Annotated in this window: 13 protein-coding genes; 7 read left to right on the top strand and 6 right to left on the bottom strand. The window is 70.2% G+C overall.

From position 1 onward, the window contains the following. Positions 1 to 15 precede the first annotated feature (15 nt). From FXF68_RS13325 to FXF68_RS13305, 5 genes are all read right to left on the bottom strand, one after another. The gene (locus tag FXF68_RS13325) at positions 16 to 540 is read right to left on the bottom strand and encodes a GNAT family N-acetyltransferase (protein WP_222869911.1); all 525 of its coding nucleotides are present in this window, start codon (positions 538 to 540) and stop codon (positions 16 to 18) included. A 43-nt stretch (positions 541 to 583) separates the two neighbouring features. Beyond that, the gene (locus tag FXF68_RS13320) at positions 584 to 2,371 is read right to left on the bottom strand and encodes an ABC transporter ATP-binding protein (protein ID WP_148759204.1); all 1,788 of its coding nucleotides are present in this window, start codon (positions 2,369 to 2,371) and stop codon (positions 584 to 586) included. After that, complete coding sequence (locus FXF68_RS13315; protein WP_148759203.1) at positions 2,368 to 3,252, bottom strand: ABC transporter permease; 885 nt, start codon at positions 3,250 to 3,252, stop codon at positions 2,368 to 2,370. The genes FXF68_RS13320 and FXF68_RS13315 overlap by 4 nt, the downstream gene beginning before the upstream one ends. 20 nt (positions 3,253 to 3,272) lie before the next feature. After that, positions 3,273 to 4,295, bottom strand: coding sequence for an ABC transporter permease (locus FXF68_RS13310; RefSeq protein ID WP_222869910.1), 1,023 nt, complete (start codon positions 4,293 to 4,295; stop codon positions 3,273 to 3,275). Positions 4,296 to 4,460: 165 nt separating this feature from the next. Beyond that, positions 4,461 to 5,861, bottom strand: coding sequence for an ABC transporter substrate-binding protein (locus FXF68_RS13305; RefSeq protein ID WP_187437894.1), 1,401 nt, complete (start codon positions 5,859 to 5,861; stop codon positions 4,461 to 4,463). Positions 5,862 to 6,339: 478 nt separating this feature from the next. Here FXF68_RS13305 and FXF68_RS13300 point away from each other — a divergent pair, with 478 nt between their 5' ends. From FXF68_RS13300 to FXF68_RS13270, 7 genes are all read left to right on the top strand, one after another. Continuing rightward, complete coding sequence (locus FXF68_RS13300; RefSeq protein WP_148759201.1) at positions 6,340 to 7,023, top strand: GntR family transcriptional regulator; 684 nt, start codon at positions 6,340 to 6,342, stop codon at positions 7,021 to 7,023. A 126-nt stretch (positions 7,024 to 7,149) separates the two neighbouring features. Next, a complete protein-coding gene (locus FXF68_RS13295; RefSeq protein ID WP_148759200.1) occupies positions 7,150 to 8,301 on the top strand; it encodes a thiolase family protein in 1,152 nt (383 codons plus the stop codon). Further along, positions 8,298 to 8,765, top strand: coding sequence for a Zn-ribbon domain-containing OB-fold protein (locus FXF68_RS13290; protein WP_187437893.1), 468 nt, complete (start codon positions 8,298 to 8,300; stop codon positions 8,763 to 8,765). The genes FXF68_RS13295 and FXF68_RS13290 overlap by 4 nt, the downstream gene beginning before the upstream one ends. Beyond that, positions 8,762 to 9,601 (top strand): enoyl-CoA hydratase/isomerase family protein, encoded by an 840-nt coding sequence (locus tag FXF68_RS13285; RefSeq protein WP_148759198.1) that lies wholly within the window; start codon positions 8,762 to 8,764, stop codon positions 9,599 to 9,601. Before FXF68_RS13290 ends, FXF68_RS13285 begins: the two co-directional genes overlap by 4 nt. Beyond that, a complete protein-coding gene (locus tag FXF68_RS13280; protein WP_148759197.1) occupies positions 9,598 to 10,371 on the top strand; it encodes a DUF4286 family protein in 774 nt (257 codons plus the stop codon). The genes FXF68_RS13285 and FXF68_RS13280 overlap by 4 nt, the downstream gene beginning before the upstream one ends. A gap of 9 nt (positions 10,372 to 10,380) precedes the next feature. Next, positions 10,381 to 11,274 carry an amidohydrolase family protein gene (locus FXF68_RS13275; protein ID WP_148759196.1) on the top strand — a complete coding sequence of 298 codons (894 nt, stop codon included), beginning with the start codon at positions 10,381 to 10,383 and terminating at the stop codon, positions 11,272 to 11,274. A 3-nt stretch (positions 11,275 to 11,277) separates the two neighbouring features. After that, on the top strand, positions 11,278 to 13,566 hold the full coding sequence (locus FXF68_RS13270) for a CoA transferase (RefSeq protein WP_148759195.1): 2,289 nt from the start codon (positions 11,278 to 11,280) through the stop codon (positions 13,564 to 13,566). A gap of 52 nt (positions 13,567 to 13,618) precedes the next feature. Here the strand turns inward: FXF68_RS13270 and FXF68_RS13265 are convergent, their stop codons facing one another. After that, positions 13,619 to 15,073: an aldehyde dehydrogenase family protein gene (locus tag FXF68_RS13265; protein WP_187437892.1), complete on the bottom strand. Its 1,455-nt coding sequence runs from the start codon at positions 15,071 to 15,073 to the stop codon at positions 13,619 to 13,621. Positions 15,074 to 15,428: the final 355 nt, after the last annotated feature.

The raw sequence follows: 15,428 nt of genomic DNA, 5'->3' as shown, positions 1-15,428 counted from the left end.
CGCCCGAAGACGCGCTCACGGCTCGGCGGGACGCTCGCACGACACCGCGACCGGAGAACGCTCCCCGTTCCTCGCCGCCGGAGCGTTCTCCCCCCGGTAGAGGATCTTGGTGGTGACCTCCTGGTATCCGAGGTCGGAGTAGAACCGCTGGGCATGGGTGTTGACCGTGTCGGTCGTCCATTCGACGCGGCTGCACCCGTGCTCGGCCGCCTTCTCGAAAACGGCGCGCATGAGCGTGACGCCGATCCCGGCCCCCCTGCGCGAGCCGGTCACGTACAGCTCTTTGAGAAACAGGCTGCTGGTGAATCCGACGGCGGGCCAGTGGAAGGACCAGGACGCGAGCCCCACCGCGTCGTCGCCGTCGAAGGCGAGGAGCACGCGGGCCGCGGGCGTTTCCCCGAACAGCGCCTGCCGCACCTGCTCGGTGCGTTCTTCGGGCGTCCCCTGGAGGGTGGCGCCGTAGAAGAGGTACATCTCCTCCAGCAGCGCGCGGACGGCGGGGACGTGCTCGGGGGTCGCGGCGGCCACGGTCACCGTCACTTGGAATGCCTCCTGATCTCGGTGGGTCGGTGTCGGGTCGGTCCTATCCGGGGACTTCGCTCGTCTCGGCGTCGGGACGGTCGACCTCCAACGTGTCGGCCAGAAGTCCGCGGGTGTAGGCGTGCTCCGGCGCGCTGAGCACCGACTCGACCTCTCCCGACTCCACGACGCGCCCCTGGCTGAGGACGACGACGCGGTCGCCGATGCTGCGCACGACGGCGAGGTCGTGGGTGATGAACACCATGCTCAGCCCGTCGTTCTGCAGCGTGCGAAGCAGTTCGACGACGGACGCCTGGACGGAGACGTCCAGCCCCGACGTGACCTCGTCGCAGATCAGCAGCTTGGGGTCGCAGGCGAGCGCGCGGGCGATGGCCACCCGCTGGCGCTGGCCGCCGGACAGCTCGGCGGGGTAGCGGTCCGCGAGCCGCCACGGGATCTCCACGCGCTCGAGGGCCTCCTGGGCCTTGGCGCGGGCGGCCTTGCCGCGATCCCCGTAGAAGTGCTTCAGCGGAACCATCACCGAGGTCGCTACGGTCTCGCGGGGGTTCAGCGAGCCGTAGGGGTTCTGGAAGACGTACTGCATCTGCTGCTTGATGGCCTTGGACCGGTCCCGCAACCGCAGCGGAAGCGGCTTCCCGTCCAGCTCCAGTACGCCGGTCTGGGATTCGTGGAGGCCGATCAGGCAGCGGGACATGGTCGTCTTGCCGCTGCCCGACTCGCCCACGATCCCGACGCACTCGCCCGGAGCGACGTCGAAGTTGAGGTCGAACAGGACCTGCGTCCGGTCGTAGGAGGCGTTCAGGTTCCGCACACTGAGCACGGACGCCCTGCCCTCCTCGCGGCTCTCGATCCGCCGCAGCGGCTCCTTGACCTGGCACGTCTGGTTCTGCCGGACGTGCTCGACGCGGACGCAGCGGGCCGCGCCGCCGGTGGGCGCGGTGACCAGCGCGGGCACGGCTTCGCGACAGCGGTCCTCGGCGTACCCGCAGCGGTCCGCGAACACGCACCCGTCGAACTTGGCCCCCGCCGCCGGCGACCGGCCGGGGATGGGGACGAGCGGCAGCCGCTGCCGCGTCGACGGCACCGATTCGAGCAGCGCGATGGAGTAGGGGTGCGCGGCGGTGAGGAGCACCTCGTCGCGCGTCCCCGTCTCCAGGATCTGCCCCGCATACATCACGGTCACCAGGTCGCCGACCGCGCCGACGACGGCGAGGTCGTGCGAGACGAAGACGGCGGCCATGCCGTTGTCGGCGCAGAGGCGTCCGACCATCTCCAGGACGCGCGCCTGGGTGGAGACGTCCAGCCCGGTCGTCGGCTCGTCGAAGACGATCAGCTTCGGGCCCTTCGCCACGGCCATGGCGATCGCCACCCGCTGCTGCTGCCCGCCCGACAGCTCCTGCGGGTGGCGGCGCAGGAACGCGTCGTCCGAGGGCAGGCCCACGGCCTTGAGGACCTCGCGGATCCGCGGCAGGTTCTCCTTCTTGCCGCCGAGCATCCCCTCGGTGAGCTGGGTGCCGATCCGCATCGCCGGGTTGAGCGCCGTCGCGGGGTCCTGCGGGACGAAGCCGATGAGCTTCTTGCGCGCCTCGCGCAGCTCGTTCCGGCCGAGCGCGAGGAGGTCGACGCCGCCGACCACGACCTTGCCGCCGACGATGTTCGCGCCGCGCTTGGCGAAGCCGAGCAGGGCGAGCGCGACCGTGCTCTTCCCCGAGCCCGACTCGCCGACGAGGCCCATGACCTGCCCGCTCTCCAGGGCGAACGACACGTCGTCGACGATCACGCTGCCGTCGTCGAGCGCGACGGTGAGCCCGGTGACTTCGACCGCGTTCATGAACGAGTCCCTTCGGTGCGGCCGATCACCCGCGCGGCGCCTTCGGCGAAGAGGTTGCCGCCGATCGTGAACAGGGCGACGCAGACGGCGGGGATGAAGACGGCGAGCGGCTGGATCGCGAGGCCGTCCTTGTTCTCGCTGACCATGAGCCCCCAGTCGGAGGCGGGCGGCTGGACGCCGAAGCCGAGGAAGCTCAGCGAGGCGAGGCCGACGACCGACCACATGAGCCGCAGCCCGATCTCCACCATGAGCGGGGAGGTCACGCTCGGCAGCACCTCCCGCATGAGGATGTGCCGGGACGACAGCCCGACCGTCCGCGCCCACATGACGTGCTCGCGCCGCATCACCGGACGCGCCGACCCGCGCATCACGCGCGCCATCCCGGGCGTGAGGCCGATCGCCACGAGGACCACGAGGATCCACCGGCTCGGCCCGACCATCGAGATGAACAGGATCGCCATGATGATCGTCGGGAACGTCAGCAGCACGTCGACGACCCGCATGAGGAGCATGTCGACGATCCCGCCCGTGAAGGCCGCGACCAGCCCGATCGTGGTGCCGAGCGCGACGCCGAGGGCTGTCGCGGCGATGGCCATCCAGGTCAGGTTGGCTCCGCCGCTGAGGATGCGCGAGACGATGTCCCGGCCCAGCGAGTCCGCGCCGAGCAGCAGCCCGTCGCCGGGCGGCGCGTACGGCTTCGCCATGACGGCGGTCGGCGAGTGCGGCGCGAGGAAGGGGCCGACGATCGCGAACACGATCATCGTCAGCAGCATGATCAGGCCGAGCCTGGTCTGCCGGGAGGTCAGGACGCGGCGGGCGAGGTTCCTGGGCGGAGCCTGAACCCCCTGCTCCCCTTGCTCCCTGGGTCGCGTTCGGATCATGGCCGACGCTCCTTCGTCTGTCATCGGGACTTGTTCAGGGTTCCGAGCACGTCGGCGAGCTGGTTGAAGCAGAAGAACGCGGCCGCCATGAGCATGATGATCGCCTGGACCATGGGCAGGTCGTGGCCGGCGACGGCGTCCACGAGCGCCGAGCCGATGCCGGGATAGCCGAACAGGTACTCGATCACGACCGAGCCCGCGATCGTGTAGGCGGCCATGATGCTCGCCGCCGGGATGCTCGGCGCGAGCGCGTTCGGCAGCGCGTGCCGGAACAGGATCCGCCGCGTCGACAGGCCCTTGATGGTCGCGAGCTGGACGTACTCGCTCTCCAGCACGTCGATGAACGAGACCCGCACGAGGCGCGAGAGGTAGGTGACCCCGACGAGCGTCATGACGGCGAGCGGCATGATGAGCTGCTTCGGATGCTGCCAGGGCGCGTCCCCCGGCGGGATCAGCGAGACCGGCGGCAGGACCTTGAAGACGACGGTGCCGAACACGGCGATCACGAGGCTGCCGAGGACGAAGTCCGGCGTCGCCGTCACGACGAGCGAGGTGCCGAGGTAGGACCGGTCGAACAGCTTGTCCCGGAAGACGGCCGCGAGCAGGCCGACGAGGAGGGACAGCGGGAGGATGAGGAGCATCGCGATGACGGTCAGCGTCGCGGAGTTGAAGATCCGCTCGGAGAGGAGCTCCGACACCGGCTGCCCGCTGACCAGCGAGTTGCCCATGTTGCCGGTGAGGACGTTGCCCAGCCAGTCCCAGTACTGGGTGAGCAGCGGCTCGTCGAGCCCCATGTTCTTGTTGAGCTGGGCGATCTGGTCGGCGGTCGCCCCGGCGCCGAGGATGATGTGCGCGACGTCGCCGGGCATCGCCTGCGTCGCCACGAAGACGATGACGGAGATGCACCACAGGGTCACCACGCCCATCAGCCCGCGCTGGACGATGAGCCACGCGATGGTGGCCCGCCGGTTCCGGCGGCGGCTCGGGGCCTTGACAGGCTCGACCGCGTCGATCGCCTGTTTGGTCGTCATCTCAGTGGCCATTGGCAACAATCCCGTTCAACGTGTCCGGTCGCCGTTTGGGTTGGGGGTGTCCGCTTGTGACCGTCCGGTCCGAGCGACGCCCGGGGCGGCCGCCGCCGGAACCGGAGATCGCCCCTGGCCCTCCCAGGAGGGCGATCTCCGGTTCGCGGCACACGGCCCGACTGCTCAGTCGATGGTGACCTTGGTGAAGTCGTACAGGTTCCCCGAGGGGAACTCGGGGACGAGACCGTGCACCTTGGAGGAGTACACGCTCACCGTGGGGTTCGTCGCGGCGAGGATACTCGCGCCCCGCTCGTACTCGATCTTCTTCATCTTCTTCTCGATGTCGCACTGCTCCGTGGCGTCGGAGGTGGCGTAGAGCTTCTTCGCCAGCGACTCGAACTCGGGGTCGTGCCAGTGGGTGTGGTTGAGCGCGTTGTCATTGCTGATGATCTCCGGCACGCCCTCCAGGTAGGGGCGGGTGTCGTAGCCGGTGTAGAAGGTCCGCTCACCCCACTTCTCGAGGTAGGCGCCCAGCTCCATCTTCTGCACCTTGATGTTCACGCCGATCTTCTTGGCGTCCTCGGCCAGGATCTGGACGAGCTGGAGCATGCCGGGCTTGTTCGCCGCGGTCTCCAGGCTGATGCTGAGGTTGGACTTGCCGGCGTCCGCGAGCAGCTTCTTGGCCTGGGGAAGGTCCTGCTGCCGCTGCGGGACGTCCGGCACGCACTGGTCGAACCCGGAGTGGTCGTTCGCCAGCTCCCCGAGGCCGTCGAAGGCGTTGGACAGCGCGAGCTTGCGGTCGAGGATCAGCCGCATCGCCTGCCGGACGCGCACGTCCTTGAAGGGCTCGACGTCGGCCCGCATGCCGATGCTGACCTTCAGGTTCACGTCGCTCTTCATGACCTTCAGGCCCGGCGTCTTCTCGATCGTCGGAAGCGAGGTCTGCAGGATGTTCGAGCTGGCGTCGATCTGCCCGCCGATGATCGCGTTGGTCGACGCCTCCGCGGTCTTGAAGCTGATGACCTTGACCTTGTCGACCTTCGGCTTCGTCCCCCAGTAGCCGTCGAACCGCTTGACGGTCGTCTCCCGGCCGGGCGAGAACGCGACGAGGCTGAACGGGCCCGTCCCCATCGCCTGCTCGGGCGTGGACCCCTTCTTGTAGAAGATGATGTTGCTGTTGGTGACGGCGAACTCGAACGGCCCGTAGGGCTTGGGCAGCTTGAACTTCACCGTCAGGTCGTCGACCTTCTCGATGCCCTTCGGGTCCATGAAGTCGACGTAGTTGCGCTCGATGAGCGCGTTCTTCTTGTCGAGGATCCGGTTGAACACCGCGATGACGTCGTCCGCGCCGAACGGGCTCCCGTCGTGGAACTTGACGTTCGGACGGAGCTTGACCGTCCACTCGGTGTTGTCCTTGTTGTGGGTGATGCCCGTGGCGAGCGCCCACTGGTAGCCGCCGTCCTTGGTGCGGTGGGCGAGCGGCTCGAACAATGCGGCGTTGCGGACGTAGAAGTCCTGCGACCGCACGTTGGAGTAGGCGTCGATGGTGGAGATCGTGCTGGCGACCACGCCCACGCGGAGCATGCCCCCGGACGCACCCCCCGATCCCTCCGAAGAGCCCGAGGAACATCCTGCCGCGGCGAGGCTGACGGCCATGGCGAAGGCCACGGGCGCGAGCATCCGGGGACGTCTCCCGTGCTCCTTGCCGACCAATCGACTCAACATCCTTCCTCCTTGAAAAGACGCTGGTGGGGGTGGATGGGAGCTCTTGCCCGGAACAAGGTCGGTGGGTGTCCTTGGGGTGCCGTGCTCCGTGAACGTAGCGCGAACAGGAGTTCTCCCTGTCCGATCGATTCCGGCTGTTTGTATGACGTACCAAATCAGACGTACTAAGCCGAGTCAACCATGCAAAGCGGACAAAATCAGCTGAGATCGTCACGTTGTCGCTGTTGACAGGCGGTCGCGGTGCACGGCTACCGTGCCCGTACGCCCGCTGTGGGGGTGGTTGACCCCATCCTGAGCGTATGACTATATTACGTCATACAAAGTGTGAGGAGACGGCATGCCTGAGACCGGACCGGACCTGCGGATCGAACGTCCCGCGGAGACCGTTCCGCAGCTCGTCGTGCGCAGGGTCCGGCAGGCCATCCTCGAAGGCACGCTGTCGCCGGGACGGCGGCTCACCGAGCGCGAGCTGATGGAGCTCACCGGCGTGAGCCGCACCTCCATCCGCGAGGCGGTCCTCCACCTCCAGACCCTCGGCCTCGTCGAGACCTCGGGCCGGCGGGGCGTGCGGGTCGCGGTACTGGGCAGCGACGACGTCCGGCAGCTCTACGAGGTGCGGGCGGCGCTGGAGTCCGAGGCCGCGTCCCTCTTCGTCAAGCGCGCCACCGACACCGAGGTCCTGGAGCTGGTCAAGCTCACCAGGCCGTCCAAGAGCGACAACGATCAGCTCGCGTCGATCTACCACTTCGACGAGCTGCTGCTGGCCGGGGCGCGAAACGCCCTGCTGGCGTCCACCCTCGCGCCGCTGCACGCCCGCATCCACGCGCTGCGCCGGCTGTCGCTCAGCATCCCCGGCCGCCGGGAGCGGTCCGAGCAGGAGTACCGCGACCTCGTCGCGGCGATCACCGACCGCGACGCCGACCGCGCCGCCCAGCTCGCCCGGCTGCACGTGGACGCCGCCAAGGAGGCCGCGCTCGCGGCCATCGCGAAGCTCGAAGAGGAACGGGCCTCGGGATCATGACCTCCCCGGCCGGGCGCCGCTCCACCGCGCGCCCGGCCTGACCGCGCGGCACCCCCGCGGCGGCACACCCCCGAGAGCCGCTCCCGACTCGGGCGGGCAAGCAACGCCAACCGACCGGAGAGACGCATGCAGCACGAGCCAACCGACATCGCGATCGTCGGCGTAGGGCAGTCGGACTTCCGCTCGCTCTACGCCGCCTCGGACCGGCCCCGCGACGCCTTCGCCCTCGCGGCGGGCGCCCTGCGCGAGGCGATCGAGGACTGCGGGATCGACAAGGACGAGATCGACGGCCTGCTCACCTGCCGCATCCCCTACGACCGGCTGGCCACCGTCGCCGGGCTGCCGCACCCCCGCTTCGTCCACGACCTTGAGGGGACGGGGCGGATGAGCGGCATCGCGCTCCAGGAGGCCGTCGCGCTGATCTCCAGCGGCATGGCCGACGTGGTCGCGTGCGTCTACGGCAACAACGGCCGGTCGGCGAAGGTCAAGTACGGCGGCGACGGCGGCGGCCCGACCGCCGCCTACGACGAGATGTACGGCATGACCTCGCCGGGCGCCTACGTCGCCCTGATGTACCAGCGGTACCGGGGCATGTACGGGGCGGGCGAGGACGCGCTGGCCCCGCTGGCGATCAACAACCGGCGGCACGCCGCGCTGAACCCGGTCGCCGTCCTGCAGAAGGAGTTCACCCGCGAGGAGTACCTGAACTCCCGGTACATCGCCGAGCCGCTGCGGCTCCTCGACTACTGCCTCATCAACGACGGCGCCGTCGCGTTCATCGTCACGTCGATGGAGCGGGCCAGGTCGCTGCGCAAGCCGCCGGTGCGCGTCGCCGCGACGGCCGGGATGGGGCACGTCACCAACTACTACACGGCCGAGGACTTCTTCTACTCCGCTTGCCAGGACGTCGCGAGCCGGCTCTACGAGCAGTCCGGGATCACGCCGGAGGAGGTCGACTGCTTGCAGATCTACGACAACTTCACGCCCACCATCCTCTTCACCCTCGAAGGCTTCAACCACGCGCCGCGCGGCGAGGCGTGGCAGTGGGTGGACGAGGAGAAGATCCGCCACGACGGGCCGCGCCCGCTGAACACGGCGGGCGGGCACACCAGCGAGAGCTACATGCAGGGCTGGGCGCACCACGTCGAGTCGGTGCGCCAGCTGCGCGGCGAGGCGGGCGCCAGGCAGGTGCCGGGATGCTCGACGGTGCAGTACATGTGCGCGTCGCCGATCGTCACCTCGCACATCCTCACCAACGACGGGGCGGTCGCGCGATGAGCACCCAGAGCACCCAGAGCACCCAGAGCACCCAGAGCAGGGCCGAGAGCTACGAGGCGCTGCTGCCGGAGATCACGCCGGAGAACCGGCCGTACTGGGACGGCCTCGCCGAGAGCGAGCTGCGGTTGCAGAACTGCGACGCGTGCGGCGAGTACCGCTTCCCCGACAGCGAGGTGTGCCCGCGCTGCCTTTCCGGCTCCTTCACCTGGCGCGCGGTCAGCGGCAAGGGGCGGCTGTGGTCCTGGATCAGGATGCACCAGCGGTACCTGAGCGCGTTCGACGACGTCAGGCCGTACCTGGTGGCCTACATCAAGCTCGACGAGGGCCCGCCCATCATCAGCACCCTGGTGGACGCGCCCGACGACCTCGCCTTCGACCTGCCCGTCCGGGCCGTGTTCGAGCCCGGTTTCAGCGAGCGGACGATCCTGAAGTTCGCCGTCGAGCGTCCGGAGGACTCCGAATGAGCGCGGGATCGGACGAGCGGCTCGTCCTGCACGAGGACCTCGGCGGCGGCGTCGCGCGGATCACCCTCAACCGGCCGGAGAAGCGCAACGCGATGAGCCGCGCCGCGCGGTCGGCGCTGCTGGACGCCCTGGACGCCTGCCACGGGACGGCGCGGGTCATCGTCCTGACCGGCGCGGGCACCGCCTTCTGCTCCGGCGTCGACCTCAAGGAGTCGGGCGAGGAGGGTCCCGGAGCCGACGACACCGTCGAGGGACGGCGGACGAGCTGGCACACCGTCCAGGAGAGGATCCGGCGGCATCCGGCGGTCGTCATCGCGGCGGTCAACGGGTTCGCGCTCGGCGGGGGCGTCACGCTGGTCAACTCGTCCGACCTGGCGATCGCGGCGCACGAGGCCCAGCTCGGCATGCCGGAACTCGGGTTCGGCCTGTATCCCGGGCTCGCCGGGCCGTCGACCCAGCTGCGGCTCTCGCCGAAGCGCGCGGCCTGGATGGTGCTCACCACCAAGCGCATCAGCGGCACCAAGGCCGCCGAGTGGGGGCTCGTCAACGAGGCGGTCCCGCTGGCCGAGCTCGCCGACGCCGCCGTCGCGCTCGCCCGCGAGATCGCGGAGTTCGACCCGGTCAGCCTCGACTGGTCGAAGCGGGCGCTGCACGAGATCCCGCAGCACATCACGGACTGGACGACGGCGCTGCGCTACGGCGAGGACGTCCGCGCGCAGATCCTGACCCGCAGCGACGTCCTCTCCGACGGCGCGACGACCTACCGCCGCGCGGTGGGCAAGGCGGGCGAGAACGGAGCGGGCGAGAACGGAGCGGGCAAGGACGGCGGGCGATGACCGCGACGCCCTTCTCCAGCGACTTCCTGTACTGGATCGCCCTCGACTTCGCCGGCTCGGACCCGGCTGACATCGAGCGCTTCAACCGGTTCTACGACGAGACCCACGTCCCGGAGGTCTTCGCAAGGCATCCGGGCTTCACGTCCTCGCACCGGTACGAACTCCAGGTGCAGGACGCGCGAGGCGACTACGGCGCGAAGTACCTCGCCGCCTACGAGGTCGAGAGCGCGGAGGGCGCCGACGCCTACCTCGCCTCCACGACCGCGCCCGCCGGTACCCATCCCAGTTACAGCGACGACCCGCCGCTCTGGCCGGACCTGCTCACCCACCGGTGGCGGGTCATCTACGAGAAGGCGATGGAGACGTCGCCCGCGACGGGCACGCCGGACGCGATCTACATCATCGGGATCGACCCGCCCGACGACATCGGCGACGGGCTGGCCGAGTTCGACGAGTTCTACACCGGCGTCCACGTGCCCGAGGCGACCGACAAGGGCGGCTTCAGCCGCGGGAGCGTCTACAAGCTGCGGCACGCGCTGGAGCACCCGGACCCCGGCTGCCCGCGCTACCTGGCCGTCTACGAACTGGCGAGCGCCACCAGGGAGCAGGTCCTGGAGACGCTGCGCACTTTGAGAGCGGAGAAGGTCTGGTCCCCGGGCCCCGCCTCCTGGTCCAGGCACAAGACGCCGTGGCGGCTGTGGTACCGGAACATCGCGTTCACTCCACGTCCGACGACATCGGCTCAGGCGACCGTTCCGCAACCTCGCTGAGGGAGAAGCGTGTTCATTCTCGACACCCAGATCCACATGTTCCTGCCCAACACCCCCGAACGGCCCTGGCCGGACATCGGGGAGTCCTACAACGGGAAACCGGAGTCCACGCCCAAGCAGATCCTCCCCCGGATGGACGAACTCGGCATCGATGCCGTGGCGATCGTCCCGGCGATCTGGGCGGGCGACGACAACGGGCCCGCGCTCGGCTGGGCCGCGGAGCACCCGGGCCGGTTCGGCGTGATGGGCCGGTTCAACCTCTGGGACCCGGACCGCGAGCGCATCGAGCGCTGGTTCGACAACCCGTGGATGCGCGGCATCCGGATGAGCTACCCGGACTTCCGGGGACGCGACTGGATCGACGTCGACACGTTCCCGTGGTTCTGGGAGGCGGCGGAGCGGCTCGGCATCCCGCTGATGCTGCTGATCTACGGGCCGGAGGTCCGCAAGGTCGCGGCGATCGCGGAGCGGCACCCCGACCTGCGGCTGATCGTCGACCACATGGGCCTGATCATCGGCGACCCGGACACCCAGGACCTCTGGGCGCACATCGACGACATCTTCCCGCTCGTGAAGTACCCCAACGTCTACATGAAGTTCTCCGCGATCCCCGACTACACGAACGAGCCGTACCCCTATCCGTCGCTGACCCCGACCCTGCGCCGCGTCTACGAGGCGTACGGGCCGCAGCGGCTCATGTGGGCCTCGGACACGACGCGGGTCCGCGGGGCGACGTGGCGGGAGAACCTCGACCACGTCCGGTACACGCTCGACTTCCTCAGCGAGGAGGACAAGGTCTGGATACTCGGCCGGACGGCCGCCACGGTGCTGAACTGGCCCCGTCCCGAGGGCGGCTGGGAGTGGGAGCGCACCGGCCCGGGCGCCGCCGGGACGGCGCGCTAGCCGATGACCAGACCCGAGGAGGAGCGGGACGGCGACACCGGGGCGGCGCTGCGGGTCGTCGAGTTGGCGGGCGGCGTGGCCACGCGGGTCTGCGGCCGGATCCTGGCCGGGCTCGGGCACGACGTGATCCTGTGCGAGCCGCCCGGCGGGGACGCGCTGCGGACGCGGCCCCCGCTGGACGAGCACGGCGTCGGCTTCGCCTTCGCCAGCGTCGACGCCGGCAAGCGCAGCGTCGTCGCCGACCTGGACACGCCGGACGGCCGGACGGCGCTGGCCCGCATGCTGGACCGTGCCGATCTCCTGCTCACCGACCTCGGCCCCACCCGGGCCCGGGCGGTCGGCCTGACCGCGCCGGAGATCCGCGACGCCTGGCCGGGCCTCGTCGCCGTGAGCATCACGGCGGCGGGCCTGGACGACCCGCGCTCCGACCACCCGGCCGACAGCCTGCTCGCCGAGTGCTACGGCGGCCTCGCCTCCATGATCGGTGAGCCGGACCGGTCCCCGCTGAGCCTCGGCGGCGAGCAGGCGGCGCACGCCGCCGCCTTCGCGGGCCTCCTCGGCGGCATGCTCGCGCTCCGCCGCGGTTCGGGCGACGTCGTCGACGTCGCCTTGTGCGACGTCGCGGCGTACATCGACTGGAAGAGCGACATCGAGGCGGCCTTCGCCGGTACCTCGCCGACGCGCACCGGGGCCGCGTCGGGGCAGTGGCGGATCGTCCGCGCGGCGGACGGCTGGGTCGGCGTCATCTTCCAGCCCGAGCAGTGGGATCTGCTGATGGACCTGGTCGGCGGGTCGGCGCCGGGACCGTCCCCCGAAGGATGGCGGGAGATCGAGAGGTGGGCCGCGGGCCTGCCCAAGCGGACGGTCTACGAGCGCGCCCAGGCGCTCGGGCTCGCCATCGGTTTCAGCGCCGACCTGGGCGACCTGCTCGACGACCGGCAGTACGGCTCGCGCGACTTCTTCCGTACGCCTCGCCAGGACGGCCGGACGTCCGCCCCGGTCGGGCCTCCGGTGCGTGCCACGGGCCTGCCGTGGCGATCGGGCCCGCCGCCCATGCTCGGTGACGGCGCCGTAACAGCCGAGGCGCCGTCACCGTCCCACCCCCGCGGAGGGACGTCCCGGAACGGGCGGGAGGCGCCGCTCGCGGGCGTGACCGTGCTGGACCTCGGGACGATCACGGCGGGCGCGGCCACCGGACGGCTCCTCGCCGACTACGGCGCCACGGTGATCAAGGTCGAGTCGGCGGGCCGTCCGGACCCGTTCCGGCAGTGGCCGGTGGCGGGCCGCGCCCCGGGCGCGGACGGCCGCGGCGTCTCCCCCATGTTCGAGTCCAACAACGCGGGCAAGCTGGCCGTGGTGCTGGAGCTCAAGACCGAGGCCGGGCGCGCGGCGCTGCACCGGCTCGCCGCGCGCGCGGACGTCGTGATCGAGAACTTCACCGTGGGCGTGACCGAGCGGCTCGGCGCCGACTTCGAGACGCTGCGCGCGGTCAACCCGCGGCTCGTCTACCTCTCCCTGTCGAGCCAGGGGCAGGACGGTCCCGAGGCGGGCCGCAGGTCGTACGGGTCGACGCTCGACCTCCTGTCGGGCCTGGCCTCGGTGACGGGCTACCTGGACGGCGGGCCGATGTGGTCGTCCGCCGAGGTCAACTACCCCGACCAGGCCGCGTCCCTGTTCGGCGCGGCCATCGTCGCGTACTGCCTGGAACGTGACGTTCGCGGCATCCACCTGGACGTCGCGCAGCGGGAGCTCATCACCTGGACGCTCGCCGACCGGATCGCCGAGCACGCGGCGACGGGCGCGCTTCCCGGGCCCACCGGCAACCGGCGTCCGGGCGCCACCCCGCACGACGTCTACCCCTGTGCGGGCGACGGCGAATGGGTCGCGGTCGCCTGCCACCACCAGGCCGGACGCGACGCACTCGCGGAACTCGTCGCACCCGACGAGCTGGCGGGGAAGTCCGAAGAGTGGTGGTGGCAGCACGAGAGTTTCGTGGACGAGTTGGTCGCGGCATGGACCCGCGCCCGTTCCCGGACGGAATGCGTCGCCGCCCTGAGCGACGCGGGCGTGGCCAACGCGCCGGTGCTCGCGGCGACCGAACGCGGGCGCGAACCGCGGTTCCGCGACCGGCGGGTCTTCCTGGGCGACGGCGAGTCGCGCCGCAAGGGGTTCCCGTTCACGATGCGCGACCACACTCCCCCGGACCCGGCTCCGGCCCCGACCCTCGGCCAGGACCAGGACGTGGTGCTCGGGGACCCGACCCTCACCGGCCGGGCGGAGACCTCGGCCTGACCGCGCACCCCGCCGGCGCCCGCATGATCGCTCATGCGGGCGCCGGCGCGGTTCACCGGACGTCGATCGCGAGGGTCTTGACCTGGCTGAACTCGTCGATGACCCAGCGTCCGCCGAGCCGGCCCCGGCCGGAGTGCCGTCCGGCCGCGCCGCCGAACGGCAGGCTGTACTCCCAGTAGTTGGTGGTGTCGTTGACCACCACCAACCCGCAGTCGATGCGTTCGCCGATCTGGAACCCCTTGGACAGGTCGGTCGTGAACAGCGCGCCGACGAGCCCGAAGTCACCGGCGTTCGCGGCGGCGATCATGTCCTCCTCGTCGTCGAAGACCGTCAGCGAGGCGATCGGGCCGAAGGTCTCCTCGGAGAAGACGGCGGCGTCACGCCCGACCGAGCTGATGACGGTGGGGTGGAAGAAGAAACCGTCCTTTTCCGCGATCCGCTCGCCACCGGTCACGACGGTCGCGCCGCGTTCCCGGGCGTCCGCGATCAACCGTTCGTACCGGGCGATGCCGGATTCCAGGTGGACCGGCCCCATCGTGACGTCCGGGTCCAGCGGGGACCCGACGACCGTGTCGTCGGCGCGCTTGGCGAGCAGTCGCGCGAGTTCGTCCGCGCACGACGCCGCCACGAGCACTTTTCCGGCGGCGCTGCACACTTGCCCGGCATTCCAGAACGCCGCGTTGGAGATCGCCGCCGCCGCGATTTCGAGGTCGGCGTCGCCGAGAACGACGATGGGCGAGTTTCCGCCCAACTCAAGGAGGAGTTTCTTGTCCCAGGCCGATTTGGCGATGGACCGTCCGGTGCCGCTGCCGCCGGTGAAGCCGACCGCGACGATTTCCGGATGGGTCACCAGATGGCCGGCGACCTCGACCTCGTTCGTGATCACCAATTGCAGCAGTTCCTGCGGGAAATCCGCGGCGAGCAGGATCTCGCGGAATTTCGCCGCGACGACGGCCGTGGTGGGCGCCGGCTTCCAGACGACGGCGTTGCCGGACGCGAGGGCCGGGCCGATGTACTCGACCGGGATGTTCACCGGGAAGTTCCACGGGGTGATCACCGCCCAGACGCCGAGCCCTTCGCGGCGCACGACGACCCGCTTGTTCGGGTCCTCCACCTGCGGCGACTCACCGCTCAGGGCGAGCACCGACTCCGCGGCCATCTCCAGCCCGCGGACCGCGAACAGGATCTCGCCGCGCGCCTCGGCGACCGGCTTCCCGTGTTCGGTGGACAGTACTTCGGCGAGTTCCTCGTGCGAGGCGAGCAGCGCCTGCGCGGCCGAACGGCACCATCCGGCACGGGTGGCGGGCCGTACGCCGCGCGTTTTCCGGAAGGCCGCCCCGGCACTCGCGACGGCGATATCGACGTCCCGTGTCGACGCCGCCTCCAAATTGGTGAACGGCTGCCCCGTGGCGGGATTCAGCGCCGGGTACCGCGTGTCGCTTTCGCGCCATGATCCGTCGATCCAGGACGCGAAGGACTCGGCAGCCGAAGACGCGGTAAATGACATGAGCATCCTTTCCTAGACGTCAATATCGTATCAATTTCCACGCCACGCGAATAGGCCCGCGGCCGTCCGGATCCAGGGGCGGACGCCCGATTACCGGAGTCGCCTCTCGACATCCCATGGCCGGACGATCGCGCCGATCCGCGAACCGAGGCACGCCGTGAACCGGCCACCGCTTGACGGAGACCGCGCCCGCTCAACTCGGCTCCCCACCACCGACGCGACCGAGATCCCCACCGCATTCGCACTGTTTTCGACTCTGAAATGCCGAAAGGAGGCGTCGCCATTGATATATCGCCGTCCCGGACCCTCAATTCGGCGAGGCGCCGCGAGCGAGCGGGAACGCCGTCTTTCCGGT

Origin of the sequence: Actinomadura decatromicini, from assembly GCF_008121305.1 — a bacterium.
Classification (GTDB): domain Bacteria; phylum Actinomycetota; class Actinomycetes; order Streptosporangiales; family Streptosporangiaceae; genus Spirillospora; species Spirillospora syzygii.
Note: the sequence above shows the minus strand (reverse complement) of the source record. Positions and strands in the feature narration are given on the sequence as shown.

What these genes read in the sequence shown, in the direction of transcription:
- FXF68_RS13320 (WP_148759204.1), bottom strand. Translation starts at nt 2,371, where the DNA reads ATGAACGCGGTCGAAGTCACCGGGCTCACCGTCGCGCTCGACGACGGC.
- FXF68_RS13315 (WP_148759203.1), bottom strand. Translation starts at nt 3,252, where the DNA reads ATGATCCGAACGCGACCCAGGGAGCAAGGGGAGCAGGGGGTTCAGGCT.
- FXF68_RS13310 (WP_222869910.1), bottom strand. Translation starts at nt 4,295, where the DNA reads ATGGCCACTGAGATGACGACCAAACAGGCGATCGACGCGGTCGAGCCT.
- FXF68_RS13305 (WP_187437894.1), bottom strand. Translation starts at nt 5,861, where the DNA reads ATGCTCCGCGTGGGCGTGGTCGCCAGCACGATCTCCACCATCGACGCC.
- FXF68_RS13300 (WP_148759201.1), top strand. Translation starts at nt 6,340, where the DNA reads ATGCCTGAGACCGGACCGGACCTGCGGATCGAACGTCCCGCGGAGACC.
- FXF68_RS13295 (WP_148759200.1), top strand. Translation starts at nt 7,150, where the DNA reads ATGCAGCACGAGCCAACCGACATCGCGATCGTCGGCGTAGGGCAGTCG.
- FXF68_RS13290 (WP_187437893.1), top strand. Translation starts at nt 8,298, where the DNA reads ATGAGCACCCAGAGCACCCAGAGCACCCAGAGCACCCAGAGCAGGGCC.
- FXF68_RS13285 (WP_148759198.1), top strand. Translation starts at nt 8,762, where the DNA reads ATGAGCGCGGGATCGGACGAGCGGCTCGTCCTGCACGAGGACCTCGGC.
- FXF68_RS13280 (WP_148759197.1), top strand. Translation starts at nt 9,598, where the DNA reads ATGACCGCGACGCCCTTCTCCAGCGACTTCCTGTACTGGATCGCCCTC.
- FXF68_RS13270 (WP_148759195.1), top strand. Translation starts at nt 11,278, where the DNA reads ATGACCAGACCCGAGGAGGAGCGGGACGGCGACACCGGGGCGGCGCTG.
- FXF68_RS13265 (WP_187437892.1), bottom strand. Translation starts at nt 15,073, where the DNA reads ATGTCATTTACCGCGTCTTCGGCTGCCGAGTCCTTCGCGTCCTGGATC.